17 protein-coding genes and 1 tRNA gene are annotated in these 20750 nt (G+C 61.1%); 4 read left to right on the top strand and 14 right to left on the bottom strand.

Features of this window, described 5'->3' with window-relative positions; all coding sequences use genetic code 11:
- Positions 1 to 226 precede the first annotated feature (226 nt).
- The 3 genes from V3W27_RS12180 to dibA all read right to left on the bottom strand — a co-directional run bounded on the left by V3W27_RS12180 (position 227) and on the right by dibA (position 3788).
- On the bottom strand, positions 227 to 1240 hold the full coding sequence (locus V3W27_RS12180; RefSeq protein WP_027611146.1) for a sulfate ABC transporter substrate-binding protein: 1014 nt from the start codon (positions 1238 to 1240) through the stop codon (positions 227 to 229).
- A gap of 137 nt (positions 1241 to 1377) precedes the next feature.
- On the bottom strand, positions 1378 to 1560 hold the full coding sequence (gene oscA, locus V3W27_RS12175) for a sulfur starvation response protein OscA (RefSeq protein ID WP_003220508.1): 183 nt from the start codon (positions 1558 to 1560) through the stop codon (positions 1378 to 1380).
- Between the two features lie 308 nt (positions 1561 to 1868).
- On the bottom strand, positions 1869 to 3788 hold the full coding sequence (dibA, locus tag V3W27_RS12170) for a phosphodiesterase DibA (protein WP_103368628.1): 1920 nt from the start codon (positions 3786 to 3788) through the stop codon (positions 1869 to 1871).
- Between the two features lie 147 nt (positions 3789 to 3935).
- Between dibA and desA the strand changes: the two genes are divergently transcribed.
- A complete protein-coding gene (gene desA / locus V3W27_RS12165) occupies positions 3936 to 5120 on the top strand; it encodes a delta-9 fatty acid desaturase DesA (protein ID WP_027611144.1) in 1185 nt (394 codons plus the stop codon).
- A gap of 247 nt (positions 5121 to 5367) precedes the next feature.
- A complete protein-coding gene (locus V3W27_RS12160) occupies positions 5368 to 6357 on the top strand; it encodes a GGDEF domain-containing protein (protein WP_330206695.1) in 990 nt (329 codons plus the stop codon).
- A 140-nt stretch (positions 6358 to 6497) separates the two neighbouring features.
- Here the strand turns inward: V3W27_RS12160 and V3W27_RS12155 are convergent, their stop codons facing one another.
- The 3 genes from V3W27_RS12155 to gabD all read right to left on the bottom strand — a co-directional run bounded on the left by V3W27_RS12155 (position 6498) and on the right by gabD (position 10745).
- Positions 6498 to 7709: a response regulator gene (locus tag V3W27_RS12155; RefSeq protein WP_330206694.1), complete on the bottom strand. Its 1212-nt coding sequence runs from the start codon at positions 7707 to 7709 to the stop codon at positions 6498 to 6500.
- Positions 7710 to 7839: 130 nt separating this feature from the next.
- Positions 7840 to 9117: a 4-aminobutyrate--2-oxoglutarate transaminase gene (gabT, locus tag V3W27_RS12150; protein ID WP_003220503.1), complete on the bottom strand. Its 1278-nt coding sequence runs from the start codon at positions 9115 to 9117 to the stop codon at positions 7840 to 7842.
- Positions 9118 to 9302: 185 nt separating this feature from the next.
- Entirely contained in the window at positions 9303 to 10745 is a 1443-nt protein-coding gene (gene gabD, locus V3W27_RS12145; protein ID WP_007963502.1) for an NADP-dependent succinate-semialdehyde dehydrogenase, read from the bottom strand.
- Positions 10746 to 11188: 443 nt separating this feature from the next.
- On the opposite strand from gabD, the gene V3W27_RS12140 reads away from it, so the two are divergent.
- Positions 11189 to 11265: transfer RNA gene (locus tag V3W27_RS12140), tRNA-Arg, on the top strand.
- Between the two features lie 76 nt (positions 11266 to 11341).
- Here the strand turns inward: V3W27_RS12140 and V3W27_RS12135 are convergent.
- From V3W27_RS12135 to V3W27_RS12115, 5 genes are all read right to left on the bottom strand, one after another.
- On the bottom strand, positions 11342 to 11572 hold the full coding sequence (locus V3W27_RS12135; protein WP_007963505.1) for a hypothetical protein: 231 nt from the start codon (positions 11570 to 11572) through the stop codon (positions 11342 to 11344).
- Between the two features lie 56 nt (positions 11573 to 11628).
- Positions 11629 to 12228, bottom strand: a complete 600-nt coding sequence (locus tag V3W27_RS12130; protein ID WP_330206693.1) for a hypothetical protein — start codon at positions 12226 to 12228, stop codon at positions 11629 to 11631.
- On the bottom strand, positions 12225 to 12806 hold the full coding sequence (locus V3W27_RS12125; RefSeq protein WP_330206813.1) for an RNA polymerase sigma factor: 582 nt from the start codon (positions 12804 to 12806) through the stop codon (positions 12225 to 12227). Before V3W27_RS12125 ends, V3W27_RS12130 begins: the two co-directional genes overlap by 4 nt.
- Before the next feature lie 29 nt (positions 12807 to 12835).
- Positions 12836 to 14521 (bottom strand): vWA domain-containing protein, encoded by a 1686-nt coding sequence (locus tag V3W27_RS12120; RefSeq protein WP_330206692.1) that lies wholly within the window; start codon positions 14519 to 14521, stop codon positions 12836 to 12838.
- 88 nt (positions 14522 to 14609) lie between these two features.
- The gene (locus tag V3W27_RS12115; RefSeq protein WP_330206691.1) at positions 14610 to 15170 is read right to left on the bottom strand and encodes a YbhB/YbcL family Raf kinase inhibitor-like protein; all 561 of its coding nucleotides are present in this window, start codon (positions 15168 to 15170) and stop codon (positions 14610 to 14612) included.
- 139 nt (positions 15171 to 15309) lie between these two features.
- Between V3W27_RS12115 and V3W27_RS12110 the strand changes: the two genes are divergently transcribed.
- A complete protein-coding gene (locus V3W27_RS12110; RefSeq protein ID WP_330206690.1) occupies positions 15310 to 16833 on the top strand; it encodes an FAD-dependent oxidoreductase in 1524 nt (507 codons plus the stop codon).
- Positions 16834 to 16853: 20 nt separating this feature from the next.
- On the opposite strand, the gene pgaD is transcribed toward V3W27_RS12110, so the two are convergent.
- The 3 genes from pgaD to pgaB are packed head-to-tail and all read right to left on the bottom strand — an operon-like array spanning position 16854 to position 20738.
- A complete protein-coding gene (gene pgaD, locus V3W27_RS12105; protein ID WP_027611135.1) occupies positions 16854 to 17387 on the bottom strand; it encodes a poly-beta-1,6-N-acetyl-D-glucosamine biosynthesis protein PgaD in 534 nt (177 codons plus the stop codon).
- Positions 17384 to 18739 carry a poly-beta-1,6-N-acetyl-D-glucosamine synthase gene (gene pgaC, locus V3W27_RS12100; protein ID WP_007961454.1) on the bottom strand — a complete coding sequence of 452 codons (1356 nt, stop codon included), beginning with the start codon at positions 18737 to 18739 and terminating at the stop codon, positions 17384 to 17386. The genes pgaD and pgaC overlap by 4 nt, the downstream gene beginning before the upstream one ends.
- 1 nt (position 18740) lies before the next feature.
- A complete protein-coding gene (gene pgaB / locus V3W27_RS12095) occupies positions 18741 to 20738 on the bottom strand; it encodes a poly-beta-1,6-N-acetyl-D-glucosamine N-deacetylase PgaB (RefSeq protein WP_330206689.1) in 1998 nt (665 codons plus the stop codon).
- Between the last annotated feature and the right edge of the window lie 12 nt (positions 20739 to 20750).

Here is a 20750-nt window from a genome sequence, read left to right as displayed (position 1 = left end):
AGTCCCTGGTTGAAAACGCATCAATGTGGGAGCGAGCCCTGTGGTGAGGGGATTTATCCCCGATGGGCAGCGTAGCTGCCCCAAAACCAGAGCTCGCGGTAGATTTGATCCACCGCAAAGGTCGGCATTGGGGCTGCTGCGCAACCCATCGGGGATAAATCCCCTCACCACAAAAGCTCACTCCCACATCTCAAGTGCCTGAACTTCAGGCTCATTTTGATTCAGATTACTGCGCCTGATAGATCTGGTCGAACACGCCACCATCGTTGAAGAATTTCGGCTGCGCGGATTTCCAGCCGCCGAAGTCCTTGTCGATGGTCACCAGTTCCAGTTTCGGGAACTGCTGGGCGTACTTCGCCGCCACGTCCTTGTCGCGTGGACGGTAGAAGTTCTTCGCGGCGATCTCCTGACCGGCCGGGCTGTACAGGTGTTTGAGATAGGCTTCGGCGATCTGCTCGTTGCCCTTCTTCTCGGCGTTCTTGTCGACCACCGCCACCGGTGGTTCGGCAAGGATCGACAGCGACGGCACAACGATATCGAACTTGTCAGCGCCGCCGTCTTCTTTCAGTGCCAGGAACGCTTCGTTTTCCCAGGCCAGCAACACGTCACCCTGACCGTTGTTGACGAAGGTGATGGTCGAGCCACGAGCACCGGTGTCCAATACCGGCACGTGCTTGAACAGGGTCTGTACGTATTCTTTGGCTTTTTCTTCGCTGCCGCCGTTGGCTTTCAGGCCATAGGCCCACGCGGCGAGGAAGTTCCAGCGCGCACCGCCGGAGGTTTTCGGGTTCGGGGTGATCACCGAGACGTCGTTCTTGACCAGGTCGCCCCAGTCCTTGATGCCTTTCGGGTTGCCCTTGCGCACCAGGAACACGATGGTCGAGGTGTACGGGGTGCTGGCGTCCGGCAGACGCTTCTGCCAGTCGGCCGGCAGGGTCTTGCCGAGCTTGGCGATTTCGTCGATGTCGCCGGCCAGTGCCAGGGTCACGACGTCGGCGCGCAGACCGTCGATCACCGCCCGGCCCTGCTTGCCCGAACCACCGTGGGACTGCTGGATTTTCACGGTGTCGCCGGCATGATCCTTCTGCCAGAACTTGATGAATTCGGCGTTGTAGTCCTGATACAGCTCGCGCGTCGGGTCGTACGACACATTGAGCAGTTCGTAATCCTTGGCAACCGCGGAACCGGCAAACACAGCACTGGCCAGAGCGGCCAAAGCGTAACGGCGAATCGACGACATGGTGAAAGCTCCTGGAATTCTTGGTGGTGGCTTTTTCTTATGTGTTGCTGGAATCGGGTTGCTCATTCAAAGATCGCCGCCTGCGCCAGCGCTTGCGCACAGCCCCCTGCAAAAGCTGGCGCAGGCTGCGATCTTTTTCAGCTCGGCTTGTTACCCGGCTGCTGCAAACGGAATTTCTCTTTGCGTTCGATCTGCACGACCTGGGCGTTGTGCACAGTGATCTCCACCGCGCCAAACCGCAGATCGCGCAGGGCGCTCTGGATTTCACGCAAGATGGTGGTTTCGTCCTGACCGTCAACGCTGCGAAGGGATGCGCTCATGGTGCTGCTCCTTTGAATGGGATGTGCCTGGCAGTGGGCGGCACTGCGTTCGGCGTGGGAGCAATATAAGAGAGGCGCAGATATTCTTAAAAAGACTATTTAAGAATGTTTATATAACTAGAAAACATTATCTGACGGGGCAAGGGTTTGCGCGGTGTTCAACGAGTTTGAAGCCTGTATGAAACCTTGTAGTGAGGGATTCATCCCCGATGGACTGCGTAGCAGTCCCTGTTTTTCAGGGCCGCTGCGCGACCCATCGGGGATGAATCCCCTCACCACAGGTTTTTGTGTCAGCCATGACAGGACTGTTAACCGATAACAGGGGCTTTCGCCCAATCAATCTCCCCCGCCGACACCGGCCGCCCAAACCAGTACCCCTGCCCCAGATCACATTCCTGCTCCAGCAGAAACGCCGCCTGCTCGGCCTGCTCGATGCCTTCGGCATGCACCTGCATGCCCATGCTGCGAGCCAGGGCGACGATCACGCGAACGATGGCTGCGTCGTCCTCGTCCCACGGCAGACCGGCGACAAAACCCTGATCGATCTTGAGCTTCTGCACCGGCAAGCGCTTGAGCCGCAACAACGACGAGTACCCGGTGCCAAAGTCATCGATGGCCAAGCGAATGCCCAATTCACGCAAGCGATGCATCTGCTCCAGCGCCACTTCCGGGTCATCCATCACCGCGCTTTCGGTGACTTCCAGCTCCAGATACGCCGGATCCAGCCCGGTCTCGTGCAGCACCTGCGCCACCTGCTGATACAGCTCACGCCGGGCAAACAGGCGCGACGACACATTCACCGCGACAAACGACAACACAATCCCGGCCTGCTGCCATTGACACATCTGCGAACACGCCTGACGCATCACCCAGGCGTCGATTTCGGCGATCAGCCCGGTGCGCTCGGCGATCGGGATGAATTCCGCCGGTGACACCAGACCGCGCTGCGGATGCTCCCAGCGCACCAGCGCTTCGACGCCGATCAGCCGACTGCTGTGCAAATCGTGAACCGGTTGGTAATAGACGCGCAGCTCCTGCTGCTCCAGCGCGCGACGCAGCTCGAAGGCAATCTCGACCCGTTGCTGCGCATGGGCGGTCAACTCTTCGGTGTACAGCGCGTAGCCGTTACGCCCGCTGCTCTTGGCCTTGAACAGCGCGGCGTCGGCATTGCGCAGCAATTGATCGGCACTCAATGCATCACTGGGGAACAGGCTGATACCGATACTGGCGTTGATGAACAGCTGATGCCGCTCGATGCTGAACGGTTCCTTCAGCGCATCGAGAATGCGCTGGGCCAGCGCCGCTGCCTGAACCAGTTGTGGACAACTTTCCGCCAGCACCGCGAATTCGTCACCGCCGAGCCGTGCCAGGGTAATCCCGGGGCCGAACAGGTCCTGCAGGCGCGCCGCCACCGCTTTGAGCAGGCGATCGCCGACGTTGTGCCCGAGGCTGTCGTTGATCATCTTGAAGTGATCCAGATCGATCATCAGCAGGGCGCAGCCACGCTTGTGGATCTGCGCCGAGGCCAGCGCCTGCTCGGCGCGGTCGCTGAACAACAGGCGATTGGGCAGGTCGGTCAGCGGGTCGTGGTGTGCGAGGTGCTTGAGCTCGTGTTCGGAGTCCTTGATCGCACTGATGTCGGAAAATACCGCCACGTAGTGACTGAGCCGGCCCTGATCATCGTGAATCACGCGGATGGTCTGCCACTGTGGATAAATCTCGCCGCTCTTGCGCCGGTTCCAGATCTCACCGCTCCATTCGCCCTCGCTCTCCAGCGTGGCGAACATCGCCCGGTAAAAGCCCGGCGGATGGTGGCCGGACTTGAACAGGCTTGGCTGATGGCCGAGAACTTCGTCGTACTGGTAGCCGGTGATTTCCATGAACGCACGGTTGACGTGCACGATCAGGCCCTGACGGTTGGTGACCAGCACCCCTTCGCGGGTGCAATCGAACACGGCTGCCGCCTGACGCAAGCGTTCACGGTCAGACTGACGCTCGCGTAGCCGCGCACCAATGCCGAGAAATTCGCACAATCTGGCCCGTGCCAGGAAAATCAGGCCAGCGCTGACGGCAGCCCAGACGTAACCGTTGATCAGTTGCCATCGCTGCAGATCGACAGACTCATCAAAGAAACTGTTCAATAAGTAACCAGTTCCCTGCAGCCAGACCACAGCAAGCAACAGGTAAAGCAGCGCTGCACGCAAGGCATCGCGGTAAGTGGCAGGCATTCGGCTGTCCATGTCCCTACAAAAAAGGTTGGAATTATAGGTCAAGAAACATCCAGCGACTCTTATCTGAAAGGGCGACTGGTTTTATCTGTGTGCTTGGTGATAATGCAACGGCTGTTTTTATCTTTATCGAGGGCCCTATAGCCTATGTGGTACGAAGGTTTTCTTGGCTTGTCGGCCTGGTCTCTGGTCGCGGTCACCCTGCTGATGACCCACGTGACAATTGTCGCCGTCACGGTCTATCTGCACCGTTACTCGGCCCATCGCTCGCTCGAGCTGAATGCCGGCCTGAAACACTTTTTCCGTTTCTGGCTGTGGCTGACCACGGCGCAGAACACCCGCGAGTGGACTGCCATCCACCGCAAACACCACGCCAAATGCGAAACCGAAGATGACCCGCACAGCCCGGTCATCAAGGGTCTGTCCACCGTGCTGCGCAAAGGCGCCGAGCTGTATCGCGCCGAAGCCGAGAACCCGGAGACCCTGCGCATCTACGGCAAGAACTGCCCCGAAGACTGGATCGAGCGCAACCTCTACAGCCGCTACCCGTTGCTGGGCGTGGCGATCATGGGCGTCATCGACCTGCTGCTGTTCGGCACCATCGGCATCACCATCTGGGCGATCCAGATGATGTGGATCCCGGTCTGGGCGGCCGGCGTGGTCAACGGTCTGGGTCACGCCATCGGCTACCGCAACTTCGAATGCCGCGACGCGGCGACCAATCTGGTGCCGTGGGGCATCCTGATCGGCGGCGAAGAACTGCACAACAACCATCACACCTACCCCAACTCGGCCAAGCTGTCGGTGAAGAAGTGGGAGTTCGACCTCGGCTGGGCGTGGATCAAGGTCTTCAGCTTCTTCGGTCTGGCCAAGGTGCAGCGTGTGGCACCGATTGCCCACCGCGTCGAAGGCAAGGGCCATCTGGACATGGATACCGCCATGGCGATCCTCAACAACCGCTTCCAGATCATGGCCCAGTACCGCAAATTGGTGATCGGCCCGCTGGTCAAGCAGGAGCTGGACAAGGTCGATCATTCGGTACGCCATCAATTCCATCGGGCCAAGCGCCTGCTGTCGCGGGAAACCAGCCTGCTGGAAGACCGTCATCACTTGCGCATCCAGAACATGCTCGAGCACAGCCAGGCGCTGAAGGTCATTTACGAAAAACGCCTGGCCCTGCAGCAGATCTGGGTCAAGACCAGCGCCAATGGCCACGACATGCTCGCCGCCATCAAGGAATGGGTGCACGAGGCCGAAGCCAGCGGCATCCAGTCCCTGCGTGAATTCGCCGACCAGCTGAAAACCTACTCGCTGCGCCCCGCCGCAGCCTGACCGCCATGAACGAATCCCCTGTGGCGAGGGGATTCATCCCCGATAGGTAGCGCAGCTACCGCAAATTTGTCGACGCGTTCTCATTGCTGAAACGCGTCATCTCTACCGCCCGGCGGGAGCAGGCTCCCTCTCTACAAAAGCGCGGAACTTAGCACCGAAAGCCCTATCTCAAAGACACTTCGCCACCCCGGCGGGCTGTACTGTGGCCGTTGTCGAAATTGCGGCACACCTTTTGAGAAATGTGCCGATGGTCAACAACAATCAAAAAGACTCATCCCTTGCGCAGTGGCCCGAGGCCGCGCAAACCCTGATGGCGCTGATGCACGCTCAAGGCGAAGTCGCCCGGCTGAGCGAGCGCGAACAACTGTTCAGTTCATTACTGGTGAGCGTCAACGCGGTGCTCTGGGCGTTCAATTGGGAAACCCGTCAGGTGCTGTATGTCAGCCCTGCCTACGAGCGGATTTTCGGTCGCTCCGCAGGCCTGTTGCTGGCCGACTACAACCAGTGGCGCGACAGCATCTACCCCGACGACCTCGACTATGCCGAACGCAGCCTTGCCGAAGTGCTGCAAAAAGGTGCTGTGGAAGACCGCGAGTACCGGATCATCGCCGCCGACGGTCAGGTGCGCTGGCTCAGCGACAAGTGCTTCATCAACCGTCAGGACGAACCCGGGCAACCGGTGATCATCGTCGGCATCGCCGAAGACATCACCGACAAGAAGCACATGGAAACCGAGCTGCATCGCCTGGCGACCACCGACGTGCTGACCCAGAGCAGCAACCGCCGACACTTCTTCGAATGCGCCAACCGCGAGTTCGAAGAGGCGCGCCTGCAAGGTGCACCACTGGCCTTCCTGCTGCTGGACATCGATGATTTCAAGCTGATCAACGACAGCTACGGCCACCCGGCGGGTGACAACGTGCTGCAACGGATCGCCGAATGCGGACGTGGGTCGTTACGCCGGGGCGATCTGTTCGGGCGCATTGGCGGCGAGGAGTTCGCTGCGGTGTTTCCCGGTTGCGCACCGGACATGGCGCTGCAAGTGGCCGAGCGGCTGCAGCAGGAGATTCAGCGCCTGAGTTTCAACCACGAGGGGCAGACATTCGGCATCACCGTCAGCCAGGGCCTGACCAGCCTCAGGGATGGCGACGACAGTCTCGAGAGACTGTTCGCCAGAGCGGATGCGGCCATGTACGAGGCAAAACGGCAGGGCAAGAACCGGATCATTTCTGCCTGATCCAGAATTTCAGCAACCCAAATATCCAATGTGGGAGCGGGCTTGCTCGCGAAGGCGGTAGGTCATTCAGCCCTTATGTTGGCTGATACACCGCCTTCGCGAGCAAGCCCGCTCCCACAGGGGGTTTGTTAAAACGTCGGTTACTTACGCATCCGCATCAATTCCGGCAGCCCGATCTTCAGCAGCCGCGCCGTACGACTCTTCGCCAGCTCTTCAACGCCCTCATGCTCGGTCAGACGGGCCATCTGCGCCGCCATGTTCATCACCAACGCTTCCCGGGAATAGACCCCGCCACCGAGCTGATAGACCGACGCAATCAACTCGCGCAGCTCCAGCGGCAGGCGCCAGCGTGTACGCAGCGCCGAACCGTAGGCCGCGCCAAACTCCGCCAGCGCGTCACCGACCTCCTCCCACTCATCCAGCTCGCCGCCAGCCTGCTTCCACTCCTGCAAACAACGCAGCAACGCCAGGTCACCGAGACGATGCAGCATGCCCGCGCAGTAGCAACGTTCCTGATCCAGATCGAGCAGGCGCGCCAACGTACGCGCGTATTCCGCCGTGTGCAGCGACAGCCCCCAATAGCGCTCGGCGTAATCCGCCAGGCACGGGTCACTGAGCTTGGCGCTGCGTTTGAGCGCCAGGCCGAGGATCAGGTTCATGCTCTGCCCGGTGCCGAGGCGATGCAGCGCCTGCGCCAGGGTCTGCACCGCCGCGCCATGATGCTGCGCCGCGCTGTTGGCGGCCGCGATCAGCACGGCGGTGATCTGCGGATCGGTACGGATCTCTTCTTCCAGAAGCTTCAGGTCGAGGCCATTGGGGTTGAGGCTGCGTTTGACCGCCACTTGCACATCGGTCATCAATGGCGCGCCGTCGGCCTGCTCGCGACGCCGCTCAAGGAACACCGACAAGGTCATGCCCGGCGCCAGCGTCGGCACTTCGCAGAACACCTCTTCACCCGCATTCAGCAGCAAACCCTGCAGCCGCTCGGTCAGACTTTCCATGTTCAGCGGTTTGGTCAGATAGGCCGTCGGGGCCAACGGGATGGCTTCGCGCACGCTGGCGCTGTCGTTGCGACTGCTCATCAGAATGAACGGCAGCGGCGGATTGCGTTTGCGCTGGCGCACGCTGCGCAGCACGCTCAAACCATCAATGCCCGGCAACTCCCAATCGACAATGGCCAGGTCATAAGGCACTTCGCTGAGTAACGACATGGCTTGCTGGCCATCGGCACACAAGTCCAGCCGCGCATCACAGCGCACGTTGAGCAACACTTGTTTAAGCAGGTCACGAGACCATGGATCAGCCTCGGCAATCAGCACTCGGGGTACGGCGGGTAAATCAACGGCGGTCATGCGCGCTCTCCCTTGCAATGCCTGAACCTTAGCCAATGCTGGCCTATCGATACAGCGCAAAAGGGTTTTCGAGGCATAAAAAAACCCGCCGAAGCGGGTTTTTCTCGATCAGATCACACAGTGCCCGGAATTACAGCTCCGAGAAGCACTCTTCGATGATCGCCAGACCTTTGTCCAGTTGCTCGTCCGGCGAGGTCAGCGGTACGAGAACGCGCAGCACGTTGCCGTAGGTGCCGCAGGACAGCAGGATCAGGCCCTTGTCGCGCGCCTTGGCTACGACAGCCGCAACGGCGGTCGGGTTTGGCTTGTGGCTGTCGCCGTTTTCGAACAGCTCGACCGCGATCATCGCGCCCAGCGCACGCACTTCACCGATCACCGGGTACTTGGCCTGGATGGCCTTCAAACCGGTTACCAGACGCTCGCCGACAGCCTTGCATCGGTCCAGTAGTTGCTCTTCTTCGAACACTTCCATCACGGCCAGCGCCGCAGCGCAAGCGATCGGGCTACCGGCGTAGGTGCCGCCCAGGCCGCCTGGAGCGATGGCGTCCATGTATTCGGCCTTGCCGCAGACACCGGCGAGCGGGAAGCCGCCAGCGATGGATTTGGCGAAAGTGGTCAGGTCGGCAGCAACGCCCATCTGTTCCATGGCGAAGAAGGTCCCGGTACGGCCAGCGCCGGTCTGCACTTCGTCAGCGATCAGCAGGATGCCGTGCTGGTCGCACAGGGCACGCAGACGCTTCATGAATTCTTTCGGCGCGACGTAGAAACCACCTTCACCCTGCACCGGCTCGATAATGATCGCGGCGATGTCTTTCGGCTCGGCGTCGTTCTTGAAGATGCGTTCGATGGAAGCGATCGAGTCGTCGATGCTCACACCGTGCAGTTCGTTCGGGTACAGCGCGCGGAAGATGCCGCCTGGCATCAGGCCCATGCCGGCCGAGTAAGGCACGACCTTACCGGTCAGGCCCAGGGTCATCATGGTGCGACCGTGGTAAGCGCCGGTGAAGGCGATCACGCCGGCACGGCCAGTGGCGGCACGGGCGATTTTCACGGCGTTTTCCACGGCTTCGGAACCGGTGGTCACCAGCAGGGTTTTCTTGGCGAAATCACCTGGCACCTTGGCGTTGATCTTTTCGCACAGCTCAACGTACGGCTCGTAGGCCAGTACCTGGAAGCAGGTGTGGGTCAGCTTGTTCAGCTGTTCGGTTACGGCGGCGATGATTTTCGGGTGCACGTGGCCGGTGTTCAGCACAGCGATACCGCCGGCGAAGTCGATGAATTCACGACCTTCAACGTCAGTCACGGTAGCGTTCTTCGCCGATTCAGCGAAGATCGGGTGAATCTGGCCAACACCACGTGGAACAGCTGCGGTACGACGGGCCATCAGTTCAGCGTTAGTCTTGCTCATTACAGTCCTCATTCACCGCTCATCGGGCGGCGTGGTTCAAGGATTAAGCGGGAGAAATCGGCGGTGGCAGCATGCGATGATCGACTGCCACGGCGTTCCTGGCCGCAGAGAAAATTCCGGTTTGAAACGACGCAAAGGGACAGCGCTCTCGTGCCCTTTGCGTTTGCAGCGATCCCTTTCCCGGCTTAGATGCCCAGGCAGAGGTATTTGATTTCCAGGTAATCCTCGATGCCGTACTTGGAGCCTTCACGGCCCAGGCCCGAGGCCTTGATGCCGCCAAACGGCGCGACTTCGTTGGAGATCAGCCCGGTGTTGACGCCGACCATGCCATATTCCAGCGCTTCCGCCACGCGGAACACACGACCGAGGTCACGAGCGTAGAAGTAGGACGCCAGACCGAACTCGGTGTCGTTCGACATCGCGATCACTTCGGCTTCGTCTTTGAAGCGGAACAGCGGCGCCAGCGGGCCGAAGGTTTCTTCCTTGGCGACAGCCGCGTCTTTCGGCACGTTGGTCAGGATGGTCGGCTCGAAGAAGTTGCCTTCCATCGGCTTGCCACCGGCCAGCACGGTGGCGCCTTTGGCCACGGCGTCAGCGATGTGCTCTTGCACCTTGGCCACGGCTTTTTCGTCGATCAGCGGGCCAGTGGTGGTGCCTTCTTCCAGACCGTTGCCGATCTTCAGCTTGGCCACCGCCACTTTCAGCTTCTCGGCGAACGCGTCGTAGACCGAATCCTGAATGTACAGACGGTTGGCGCAGACGCAGGTCTGGCCATTGTTGCGGTATTTGGAAATGATCGCGCCTTCGACGGCCTTATCCAGGTCCGCGTCGTCGAACACGATGAACGGCGCGTTGCCGCCCAGTTCCAGCGAGACTTTCTTGATGTCCTTGGCGCATTCCGACATCAGCTGACGGCCGATTTCGGTCGAGCCGGTGAAGGACAGCTTGCGCACGATCGGGTTGCTGGTCAGTTCGCTGCCGATGTCGCCGGCGCTGCCGGAGACCACGCTGAACACACCTTTAGGGATGCCGGCGCGCTGCGCCAGTTCAGCCAGAGCGAAGGCGGAGAATGGGGTTTGCGAAGCCGGCTTGAGCACCATGGTGCAACCGGCGGCCAGCGCAGGGCCGGCTTTACGGGTGATCATCGCCGCCGGGAAGTTCCACGGGGTGATCGCTGCGGTCACACCGATTGGCTGCTTGATCACGATCAGACGCTTGTCCGGCTGGTGGCCCGGGATCACGTCACCGTAGATACGCTTGGCTTCTTCGGCGAACCACTCGATGAACGACGCGGCGTAAACGATTTCGCCCTTGGCTTCAGCCAGCGGCTTGCCCTGCTCGAGGGTCATCAGGCGCGCGAGGTCGTCCTGGTTCTCGATCATCAGTTCGAACCAGCGACGCAGCTTGCCTGCACGCTCCTTGGCGGTCAGTGCACGCCAGGCCGGCAGCGCTTTGTCAGCGGCTTCGATGGCGCGGCGGGTTTCGGCGGCGCCCATTTTCGGCACGGTACCGAGAATTTCGCCGGTGGCCGGGTTGTTGACCTTGATCGTCTGACCGTTGTCCGCATCGACCCAAGCGCCATCAATGAAGGCTTGCTGGCGGAACAACTGGGTATCTTTAAGCTGCATGTCGGCTTTCCTTAACAGCACCGCGGCCTGCGCGGAGCAAAATTATGATTGTAGAAAGGCGCCTCGCAAGGCTGCCGTCAGGGAAATCATCTACCGGGTGAGGCGCAGTGATCGTGCGTTATTCACAGCACCTGCGCTTCCACACCCCGTCAAAGAGCGTTTGAAATCTCAAACGGATCGTAGGAGCAAAGGGGGTAAAGGACAATAGGTCGTTCGAAAAAAAGAACAAAATCCCAGCGTTTGCTGGTTTTTTCAGATCAACGAGCAAAAAGCCCCGGCCGCAGCCAAACCATAGATCAGCCAGGAAAAAGCGCCAAGCGAGGGTTTTGCAGGACGTTACAGCTTTAAGGAATGCAGCGTTTCACACCGACACGCGCACTGACAAAACCCGCCAAAACCCGGCATGGACGCCCCGAGCCGACCTAGGTATGATGTCGCCCGCTGCACCAGTAGCTCAGCTGGATAGAGTACTGCCCTCCGAAGGCAGGGGTCGTGGGTTCGAATCCCGCCTGGTGCGCCATGAATTGAAACGAGAAAGCCCCGGACTGTGATGGTCCGGGGCTTTTTTGTGGGCGCGGTGTTTCATGCGACGACGGTCACTCCGTCGTCCAGTCAAACTCATCGTAATCGTCGTCTTCCTCTTCTTCCCCAACCTCCTCAAAAACCTCGTCTTCTTCCACGACGTCTTCTTCCGACTGGTTCAGCAGAAACTCCTTGCGCGCCTCGGTAATCGCGCGCCGCATCTCCTCGCCCTTCTGCGGGCAGTTGAGGAGTTGGGCGATGCGGTCGATTTTTGCTGCCACTTTGTTCTCCAGCGCTTCAGCCATGGCCCGATAGTGCGCGTTTTTGCCGGGCAATGCCAAATGGCTGGGTGAACAAGCGGTCAGTTCTGGCGGATTTTTTCGAGTCGCCGGTCGAGGTCCACGCCGGGGTAGCGTTTGTGCAGGTTGTTGTATAGCGCGTCAGCGGCTTGCGACTGACCGGAGTCGCGCAGGCGCAGGACTTCGCGCAGTTGCGTGTCGAGGCCGTTGGCCGGGGCGGCGGCGCGTTTGCCGAGGCTGGCTTCATCGGCGCTGATCGAGTCGCTTTGCATCGGCGCGGCCATTTCCAGCATCGGTGCCGGTGCGGACATGGCCGCAGCGGGTGGAGCGGGCAGTGATTGCGCTTCCGGGGCTTGTTTACGCGCCAATGGCGCGGCCGGTTTGGCCGCCGGGGCGAAGTCGAATTGCGGTTGTGGTTCCGGCGTGTGTGGCACCAGCGACAGCATCAGTGCCACACCGACCAGGCTGGCAAATGCGACCTGCCAACGCGGCTTCTGACAGGCCCGCAGCCAGCGTTGCCACAGGCCTGGCTTGGGCACCGGTGTTTCGCGGTGAGCAGCCTTGAGGATAAACGCATCAAGGTGCGCCGGCGGTTCAACGTTGTGCTGTTCGCGTACATGTTTGATCACAGATTCTTCGGGTGTCTGGCGGGCGTCAGTCATGTCAGTACCTCCTCGGCCAGCAGCCGACGCAGTTTTTGCTGGGCGTAGCGCAAGCGGCTTTTGACGGTTTCCAGCGGTGTTTCGGTGAGGCTGGCGATTTGTGCCAGGTCGAGGTCGCCGTGGGCACGCAGCAGGAACACTTCGCGCTGATCGGCAGGCAAGGTTTGCAGAGCGCTTTCCAGGCGCTGGCTGTCGCGGCTGAGGTTCAGCAGTTGTTCGGGATCGCTGCTGTCGTCGCCAACCGCGTGAGCCTGTTCGTCGTAACTGTCGTGCAGCGGCTGATGTGCGCCGTGTTTGCGCCAGTGATCAATCAGCCGATTGCGCGCAATCTGGAACAGCCATGTACGAAACGTCGCCCGTCCCTGTGGCTGACTGTTGCTGCGGATCAGGCTCAGCCAGGTGTCCTGAAAGACTTCGTCAGCCAGTTCCGGTTTGCCGCTCAATCCGAGCAGAAACCGATACAAACCCTGACGATGGCGCGCGTACAGAATCTCGAACGCCGCGCCGTCGCCCTCGCGATAACGCGCCAGCAGCGTTTCATCGCTGCTGGCGGCCGGGCTGTCTGGCGTAGCAAACAGCTGACTGATGAAGCCTTGCAAGCGGCTCACTATTCAATCCGTCGCTCAGTGGGCATCGCGATCGATGCGGTTGAGGTGCGCAGGCTTTGCGCCAGTTCCACCAGTTGCACGAACTCGTTGCGCAAGCCGAAGCGGTCGTCGCCGCGAGCGCCACGGGCCAGGGTTTCGGTGTCCTTGAGGCTGAAGTCGCCGGTGTAGCGAGCGTCCTTGAGCTGCTGGGAAAACGCCGCCACTGCCGCCGCGAAACGCAGGTCCTCACTGGCCGGTGCGAGCTGATCGGCAATCGGCCGCTCGATCAGCAGACTTTTCCCACCTTCGGGCTGTTGATAACGCACACGCAGCATCGCCAATTCTCCATCCTTCGCAGCAACCACCTTCTCCGATTTACCGTAGCGCAGCGGTTCCAGCCAGCCCTGCTTACCTGCCGGGACAATTTCATACAGCGCGGTCACCGTGTGTCCTGCGCCGACTTCACCGGCATCGACTTTGTCATTGCTGAAATCCTCACGCTTCAAGGTGCGGTTTTCGTAGCCAAGCAGGCGATATTCACTGACCTGCGCCGGGTTGAATTCCACCTGCAATTTGACGTTTTTTGCCACCACCGCCAGGGTCGAACCGAGTTGATCCACCAGCACTTTGCGCGCCTCGCGCAGGTTGTCGATGTAGGCGTAGTTGCCGTCGCCGGCGTCGGCCAGTTGCTCCATCAAGTGTTCATTGTAGTTATCCACACCGAAACCCAGGGTGGTCAGGGAAATCCCGGTTTTGCGTTTATCCACAGCCATTTGTTTGAGGCTGTCGAAGTCGCTGACGCCGACGTTGAAGTCACCGTCGGTGGCCAACAGGATGCGGTTGATGCCTTTGGGAATGAACGCCTGCTGCGCCATTTGATAGGCCAGTTCGATGCCCGACGCACCAGCGGTTGAACCGCCTGCGGTCAATTGCTCGATGGCCGTGCGAATTTTCGCCTTGTCGCGTCCGGAAGTCGGCTCCAGCACCACGCGGGATTCGCCGGCATACACCACCAGCGACACCCGATCCTGCTCGCGCAACTGATCGACCAGCAGTTTCAATGTGCTTTTCACCAGTGGCAGCCCTTCGCGGCGATCCATCGAGCCGGACACATCCACCAGAAACACCAGATTCGCCGGGGCCAGCTCCGCCACAGCCCGGTCGGAGGCCTTGATGCCGATGCGCAGCAAGCGGGTGTGCGGATTCCACGGGGTGACGGCCAGTTCGGTGGTTACGCCGAAGGGCGAACCATCGCTGGACAGTGCGTAGTCATAGGGAAAGTAATTGACCATCTCTTCCAGTCGCACCGCGCCCTCCGGCGGCAGGCGTCCCTGATTGAGCAAGCGCCGGACGTTGGCGTAGGCACCCGTATCGACGTCAGCGCTGAAGGTCGAGACCGGAGCCTCGTCCACGCTGTGGATCGGGTTGTCGGCCAGCGCCTGATATTGCTCGCGCTGCTCGTCACGATAGCCTTGTGGATAACTTTCCGGGGCCGGCATCGCCGCGAAACTGGCAATCGGCGCCGGACGCGCACTGCGCTTGGCCAGCGCACTGTCGGCAACGAGCGCCTCATGCTCAATCGACGCCTGTGGTTGGGCCGGCGCCGGGACGGCAGCCGATTCGGGATTAGAGGACACGCCGCAACCGGCGACGGTCAACAGCACACCGACCGCAACAGGTCGCAGGAAAGGCAGGGAGCGGGACATGGGGGCTGACCTCGGGATGAAAGTGATCCATTCATCCACTGAGACGGCCAGCCCCTTCAGATCGGGTTAAACGCCGCTGAAAATATTTTCAGCGGTGATAACGCCGCACCACGCTGCTGTTACGCAGTACGTGACCTTTGATTTTGTCCATCAGCTCGGCACGGGTCAGACCGGCGGGCAAGGCGTCCGGGGCCAGATCCAGGGCGTAGATCTGAATGATGTAGTGGTGGGCGCTGTCGCCAACCGGTGGGCACGGCCCGATGTAATGGGTGGTGCCTTTGGTGTTGGTACCGCCCACGCCTTCGAGGTTGGATTTGGCGCCGACGCCGGCCGGGATCTGCCGGGTGGTGGCCTTGATGCCGTAGTGAATCCAGTGATCGACGCCAGCACCTTTCTGGCCGTCCGGGTCGTGCATGACGATCGCGTAGCTCAAAGTACCGGCAGGCCCGGCGTTCCACGCCAGCGCCGGCGACTGGTTCTTGCCACCGCAACCGGTCGCATCGCTCGCGGCGGCCGAGGTGAACAGACGGTTGTCCGAGACACCGGGGATGTCGAGGGTAAAGCGCTCGGCCGCCTGCGCCGGAAACTGCACGCAAAGGGCGACGGCGACGGCCGCCAGCCAAGGGTTGAGAGAGGTCAATCGGGTCATTCCGGGAGTACCTTGTGCAGTTGGGCCTTCGTCGGCCTGCAAACTATAGCTGTACCGTTCGTACCTTGGCAGTGGCAATTGGCTGAACCTCGCACTGCGGCGCAAACTCGTAAGAGAAATGCCTGTCAGGAGCACGAACATGAGCCTGCACCGTGTCGCCCGTGTCGCCGATGTCCCCGAAGACCGTGGCCTGCAAGTCGAAATCGGCGAGCGCAAGATTGTCCTGCTCCACGCCAATGGCCAACTGCGCGCATTTCAAGGCGAATGCCCACATGCCGGGGCGCCACTGGCTGACGGCGCGCTGTGCAACGGACGCCTGATCTGTCCTTGGCATAAAGCCGCATTTCGCGTCGAAGACGGCGCGTTGTGCGAGCCACCGGCCCTCGACAGCCTCAAGCGTTATCCGCTGGAGTTACGAGGCGATGAGGTCTGGGTCGATGATCAACCGCTGCCGGATGCGCACACGCCTCCGGCCGATGATCCGCGCACCTTTGTGATTGTCGGCGCAGGTGCAGCCGGCACGGCGTGCGCGGCCGCATTGCGGGAGAAAGGTTTCGGTGGCCGGATCATCATGCTCGACCGCGAAGCGGAGGCCGGTTACGACCGCACGGTGCTGAGCAAATTCGTCCTCGCCGGCGAGATGTCGGCGCAGGAAACTCCGCCTCTGCGCGATGAAGATTTTTATCAAGAGCAGCGCATCGAACGCCGACAAGGCGCAATCACTGCCCTCGACGCTTCAGCGAAAACCCTGCATCTGAGCGACGGCCAATCCCTGCGCTACGACGCCGCGGTGCTCGCCACCGGCGGCAAGCCCAATCCGCTGCAACTGCCCGGCGCCGACCTGCCGCAGGTGTTCGTCCTGCGCTCGAAAGCCCAGGCCGAACAGATCATGCGCACCGCCAAACCCGAGCAGCGGGCGCTGATCATCGGCGACAGCTTTATCGCCCTCGAATGCGCCTCGGCCCTGCGTCAGTTCGGCCTCGATGTCACGGTCATCGCCCGCCACGCCATCCCGTTTACCGCGCAGTTCGGCGAAGCGGTGGGCAAGGCGATCCGTGCGCTGCATGAACAACACGGGGTGAAATTCATCACCGATCACGAAGCCCGGGAAATCACCGGTGATGGCAAAGTCGAGGCGGTGCTGCTGGATAACGGTTTGCGCGTTTCGGCGGATCTGGTGCTGGCGGGGGTTGGTGTGCATCCGGCCACAGAAGCGTTCGCTTCGCTGCCAAGGGAGAAAGACCAGTCACTGCGCGTCGATGCCGGTCTGCGGGTCTGCGAAGGTCTATGGGCGATTGGCGATATCGCCACGTTCACCCTGAGCGGCCAGCCGCAGCGCATTGAGCATTGGCGCCTGGCCCAGCAGCACGCACGCATCGCTGCCGCCAACATGTTGGGCGCCGATGAGCATTATCTGGATGTGCCGTTTTTCTGGACCTGGCACTTCGGCAGGAACTACGACTACCTGGGCCACGCCAGCCAGTGGGATGAAATCGAGTTCAAGGGCGAACCCGAGCATCCGCCCTTCATCGGCCTGTTTGGCCACAACGGCGTGGTGGTTGCCGCTGTGGCTTGCGAGGAAGAGCGAGCCATGGCGATGCTGGCCGAACGGATAAAGCAGCCGCTCACCATGGAGGAGGCTTGGCGGCTGATTCGCAGCTGAACGCTCGACGATGTGGAAACTCAGGTGGGCCGATTTATCGGATCACGGTTTGCGTCATCCTCGGCGTGCAGAAAGATCACCCGTGGATGTTCCAGCGGCGCCAGCGGTGGCGGCAATTCCGTCGGTGCCAGTGGACGAAAGTTCAGCACCACATGGCTGATATCACCTTCCTGGTCGTTGTGGATGGTCATCACCCCGGGTGTGCGCAGCTTCTCCAGGCGGTCATCGCACAGGCGGAAGCTCTTGCTCAGCCCTTCATCATCGACCACCGGTGCCGGCAAACGACGCTGGGCGAAACTTCTGCTTTTGCGCTGTTGATAACGCGCCCAACCAATCAGGATCACTGCGTTGACCAGCGCCACCCACAGGTAGATCTGCAACGTACCCAGAGCCTCGAATGCCGAATTATCGATGCGCGGCCCACCGGCGTGGGTCTCGATCAACGGCCACAGTCCGCGAATCAGCAGAAACAGCAGGCCGACCCAGGCCAGCACGGTGAGGACCACATCGACTACCACCAGGAAGGGCCGCTGCCGGGTCCGGATGATTTTCATTTGATGACCTCCTCTTCGTCGTCGCCGACCGGTTTGATACCCCGGTCAGGGCTGACCCAACGCGCACGCTTCTGGTGTTGACCAAACAGCACTTTGGGGAAACTGACCAAGGTGGTGAGCAGGCTGACCAGCCAGAACGCGATCGGATACCAGACCACCCAGAACATGGTTCGGCCCAGACCCGGTTCATAGCGCCGGTCGATGATGATGCTGACCGCGAATTGCACCAGGCAGACGAACGCCAGCAACAGGCCGGTGAACGCCGGGGGCATCAGGTGATGCACGGCAATCGATTCCGGCATGACCACGAACTTGCCCACGCCCCAAAAGATCACCGATAGCAGGAAGGTGAAGGCCCACCCGGTCGACAGGCAGTACTCGAACAGCAGTGGCCACAAATAACGATGACGGTACTGCCAGATCCCGCGAATGTTCTTGAACAGCACCTCGGCACCGCCCTGGGCCCAGCGCAGGCGCTGCTTCCACAGACCGCGCAGGGTTTCCGGCATGAGGATCCAGCACAGCGCGCGCGGCTCGTAGAAGATGCTCCAGTGATCGAGTTGCAGCTTCCAGCTGATGTCGATGTCTTCGGTGATCATGTCCGGGCTCCAGTAGCCGACCCGGTTCAACGCGGTACGACGAAACGCGACGATCACCCCGGACACGGTGAAGATCCGCCCGAACACCCGTTGCGTACGCTTGATCAGACCGATGATCGACGAGAACTCACCGACCTGCACCCGCCCGACCAGGGTCGAACGTGTGCGAATCCGTGGGTTGCCGGTCACTGCGCCAAGCCGCGCGTTGTCGAGCATCGGCGCCACCAGATAGGCCGCCGTGTTCGGCGCCAGCAGCGCGTCGCCGTCGATGCACACCAGATATTCGCTGCGCGCAGCAATCGCACCCATGCGCAGGGCCACAGCCTTGCCCTGGTTTTCTGCCAGATGCAGCACCCGCAGGCGTGGGTCTTCCTGGGCGAGCCGGTCGAGCACTTCGGCGGTGTTGTCCTTGGAGCCGTCGTTGATCGCGATGACTTCGATGTTCGGGTAGTGCTGGGCCAGCGCCGCGTGAATCGTGTCGGCAGCGTTTTCGCCTTCGTTGTAGCAAGGGATCAGGATCGAGATCAGCGGCTCGCCTTCCAGTGGCGGCGGCAAAGTGTCGTCCTTCCATGGCCAGTGGCGTTCCCAGTGCAGCCAGAAATACAGGCCGCCGGCAATCCACAGGCCGGACATGAACAACGGGTAGAAGAACACGAAGTCCATCAGGAATTGCCCGGTGACCAGGAAGATCAACCCCAGCGGCACGCCGAGGACGAGCGCCAGAACAAGCAGGGCTAACAGTCTATCCAGCATGTCATGGGTTCCATTTGTTGGAGAGCGCAGGCCTTACGGTTTTCAGGTCCGGCAGGTTGTCGAGGAAGTTGTCCGGGTAGTAACCGAAACTGGTCGCACCCTGACGCTTGAGCCGGCCCATCCAGTCGGCCAATTGGGCGCCGTCGATGTCGGCCTGATCCTTTTTCGTCCAGTCGCGAGCCTGCAGTTCGAAGACTGTGCGATCCAGTGCACCGGGCCGCTGTTTGATCTTCGCCACCAGTTCTTCAAGCCACGGGCCGGATTGCGCCTGTGTCTGTTTTTCCATCAGTGGCATGGCCATCGGCGCCGTCCAGTCGTAGGTCACGAGGAAGTCGTCGAGGTTCTGTGCGAACCAGGCTTCGCTCTCAGGATTGAGCACCGGTTCGGCGAAGATGTTGCGTGCGGTCAGCACCTGCGGGCCACGAATCGCGCGGACCTTGGCGGTCAGCTCATTGGTGAAGTCGATCAGGTATTGGCTCTTGAACCGCGTCCAGCGCTGCATGGCAGCCGGATCATCGCGAAGCGCCGCAATGGACCCCGGCAAGCCATGCGCGGCATAAGCCTTCAGGGCCTCGGGGCTGGCGTCTTCGAAGTCCGAGAGCACCGCGTCGTCGTGATAAAGGATGCCGTCGACCGAGGTCAGACGCGCCACGTCTTCGTAGATTTCACCGATGATCCGCCGTACTTGCGGATCGAATGGCGACAGGCGTTGATACTGGCCCGGATCGACCGAAGTGGTGCCGGTTTTCGGATCCCAGCGCGTAACACGCGGCAGCTTCGCATCGAGGCCGAAACTCAGCACCGGCATCCACGCGAACACTTTCACGTGCGCCCGAGTCCGCAGTTGCCAGGCAACGCGATCGAAAATGTCGGCGCGCACCGGCAGGTGACGGTTGGGGAAGTACAGCGAGTGAACCAGTCCGTCGCCCTTCGGATCAGCGAAGGCCTGCAGGAACACGGTATTGGCGCCCATGTCGGCCATGCGCTGAATCAGCTTGCCGAGGTTGATTTCCTGCTGCGCCGGGTCCGGGTCATAAACGTTGTCGAGATCGACGTGCACCACACGCATGGCGAAATCCGACTGCACGCCAACGATGCTGTTGGCGAAATGCTCGCCGTCAGGATCGGAGGCCACCAGGAAACGCGGGCTGCTCATCAGGTTGTCGAGAGCGTCGAGACCGTCGTCCAGGGTCAGGGCCATTTCGTAGCCCTGCTCGCCGACCACGGTCAGCGAAGTGCCGTCCGCCGTGCCGTACGGCCAGACCCAGATGCGCGGTTTTTTGCCGGTGACCTTGCGGATTTTTTCCGAGATGGCCGCGACGTCATTGCGTATCCGGGCACGGAACTCCTCTTCGGATTCGTAGCGTTTGGTGAGCGGATCGTAGCGACGCGTCGCCGCCGCCGGCTGCAGGTTGCCCTGCGGGTTGGCAAGAACGCCTTTGTGGTTGGCGTCGGTGTGCGCGGCGATTTCCACCAGCCCCGATCGCGAAATCTCGCGCACCTGATCCCAGGTCAGGAAGTCGGAGCGTGCGCGGGGTGCGCCGGCAAAATCCACCGGTTGATTGAGCGGCGTGTCGATCCACACGCCGACCGGCGCCAGCAGAGCGTGCCAGTTGTAGGCTCGCAGCACTGGCAGCACGCGGGTATAGAAGCTCGAATAACCGTCGTCGAAGCTGAGCAGGATCGCTTTGGCCGGCAGTTCCGGGCCGCCCTTGCGCGCCGCCATGATCTGGTCGACGGTGACCGGTTGGTAGCCATTCTCGCGCAGCCAGGCCAGTTGCTCGATCATACGCTCGGTGCGCACGGCCACCACGGCCTGATCGGGGTCGCGATCTTCGACGTCGTGATAGGCGATGCCCAGCACATGGTTTTTCGGCCAGGGTTTTTCACTGGCCGCCAGCGGACGTTGCGACGGCGGCGCGAAAGCCGGGGCTTGCTGGGCGCAGGCGCTGATCAGCAGCACTCCCAGCAGAAGGATGAAACGCGTCATCAAAGGCATCTTCAAACTCTT

This window comes from Pseudomonas sp. AM14(2022), from assembly GCF_036346455.1.
Taxonomy (GTDB): domain Bacteria; phylum Pseudomonadota; class Gammaproteobacteria; order Pseudomonadales; family Pseudomonadaceae; genus Aquipseudomonas; species Aquipseudomonas putida_A.
The sequence above is the reverse complement of the archived record's forward strand: the minus strand, read 5'-3'. Positions and strand labels throughout refer to the sequence as shown.

What these genes read in the sequence shown, in the direction of transcription:
- V3W27_RS12180 (WP_027611146.1), bottom strand. Translation starts at nt 1,240, where the DNA reads ATGTCGTCGATTCGCCGTTACGCTTTGGCCGCTCTGGCCAGTGCTGTG.
- oscA (WP_003220508.1), bottom strand. Translation starts at nt 1,560, where the DNA reads ATGAGCGCATCCCTTCGCAGCGTTGACGGTCAGGACGAAACCACCATC.
- dibA (WP_103368628.1), bottom strand. Translation starts at nt 3,788, where the DNA reads ATGCCTGCCACTTACCGCGATGCCTTGCGTGCAGCGCTGCTTTACCTG.
- desA (WP_027611144.1), top strand. Translation starts at nt 3,936, where the DNA reads ATGTGGTACGAAGGTTTTCTTGGCTTGTCGGCCTGGTCTCTGGTCGCG.
- V3W27_RS12160 (WP_330206695.1), top strand. Translation starts at nt 5,368, where the DNA reads ATGGTCAACAACAATCAAAAAGACTCATCCCTTGCGCAGTGGCCCGAG.
- V3W27_RS12155 (WP_330206694.1), bottom strand. Translation starts at nt 7,709, where the DNA reads ATGACCGCCGTTGATTTACCCGCCGTACCCCGAGTGCTGATTGCCGAG.
- gabT (WP_003220503.1), bottom strand. Translation starts at nt 9,117, where the DNA reads ATGAGCAAGACTAACGCTGAACTGATGGCCCGTCGTACCGCAGCTGTT.
- gabD (WP_007963502.1), bottom strand. Translation starts at nt 10,745, where the DNA reads ATGCAGCTTAAAGATACCCAGTTGTTCCGCCAGCAAGCCTTCATTGAT.
- V3W27_RS12135 (WP_007963505.1), bottom strand. Translation starts at nt 11,572, where the DNA reads ATGGCTGAAGCGCTGGAGAACAAAGTGGCAGCAAAAATCGACCGCATC.
- V3W27_RS12130 (WP_330206693.1), bottom strand. Translation starts at nt 12,228, where the DNA reads ATGACTGACGCCCGCCAGACACCCGAAGAATCTGTGATCAAACATGTA.
- V3W27_RS12120 (WP_330206692.1), bottom strand. Translation starts at nt 14,521, where the DNA reads ATGTCCCGCTCCCTGCCTTTCCTGCGACCTGTTGCGGTCGGTGTGCTG.
- V3W27_RS12115 (WP_330206691.1), bottom strand. Translation starts at nt 15,170, where the DNA reads ATGACCCGATTGACCTCTCTCAACCCTTGGCTGGCGGCCGTCGCCGTC.
- V3W27_RS12110 (WP_330206690.1), top strand. Translation starts at nt 15,310, where the DNA reads ATGAGCCTGCACCGTGTCGCCCGTGTCGCCGATGTCCCCGAAGACCGT.
- pgaD (WP_027611135.1), bottom strand. Translation starts at nt 17,387, where the DNA reads ATGAAAATCATCCGGACCCGGCAGCGGCCCTTCCTGGTGGTAGTCGAT.
- pgaC (WP_007961454.1), bottom strand. Translation starts at nt 18,739, where the DNA reads ATGCTGGATAGACTGTTAGCCCTGCTTGTTCTGGCGCTCGTCCTCGGC.
- pgaB (WP_330206689.1), bottom strand. Translation starts at nt 20,738, where the DNA reads ATGCCTTTGATGACGCGTTTCATCCTTCTGCTGGGAGTGCTGCTGATC.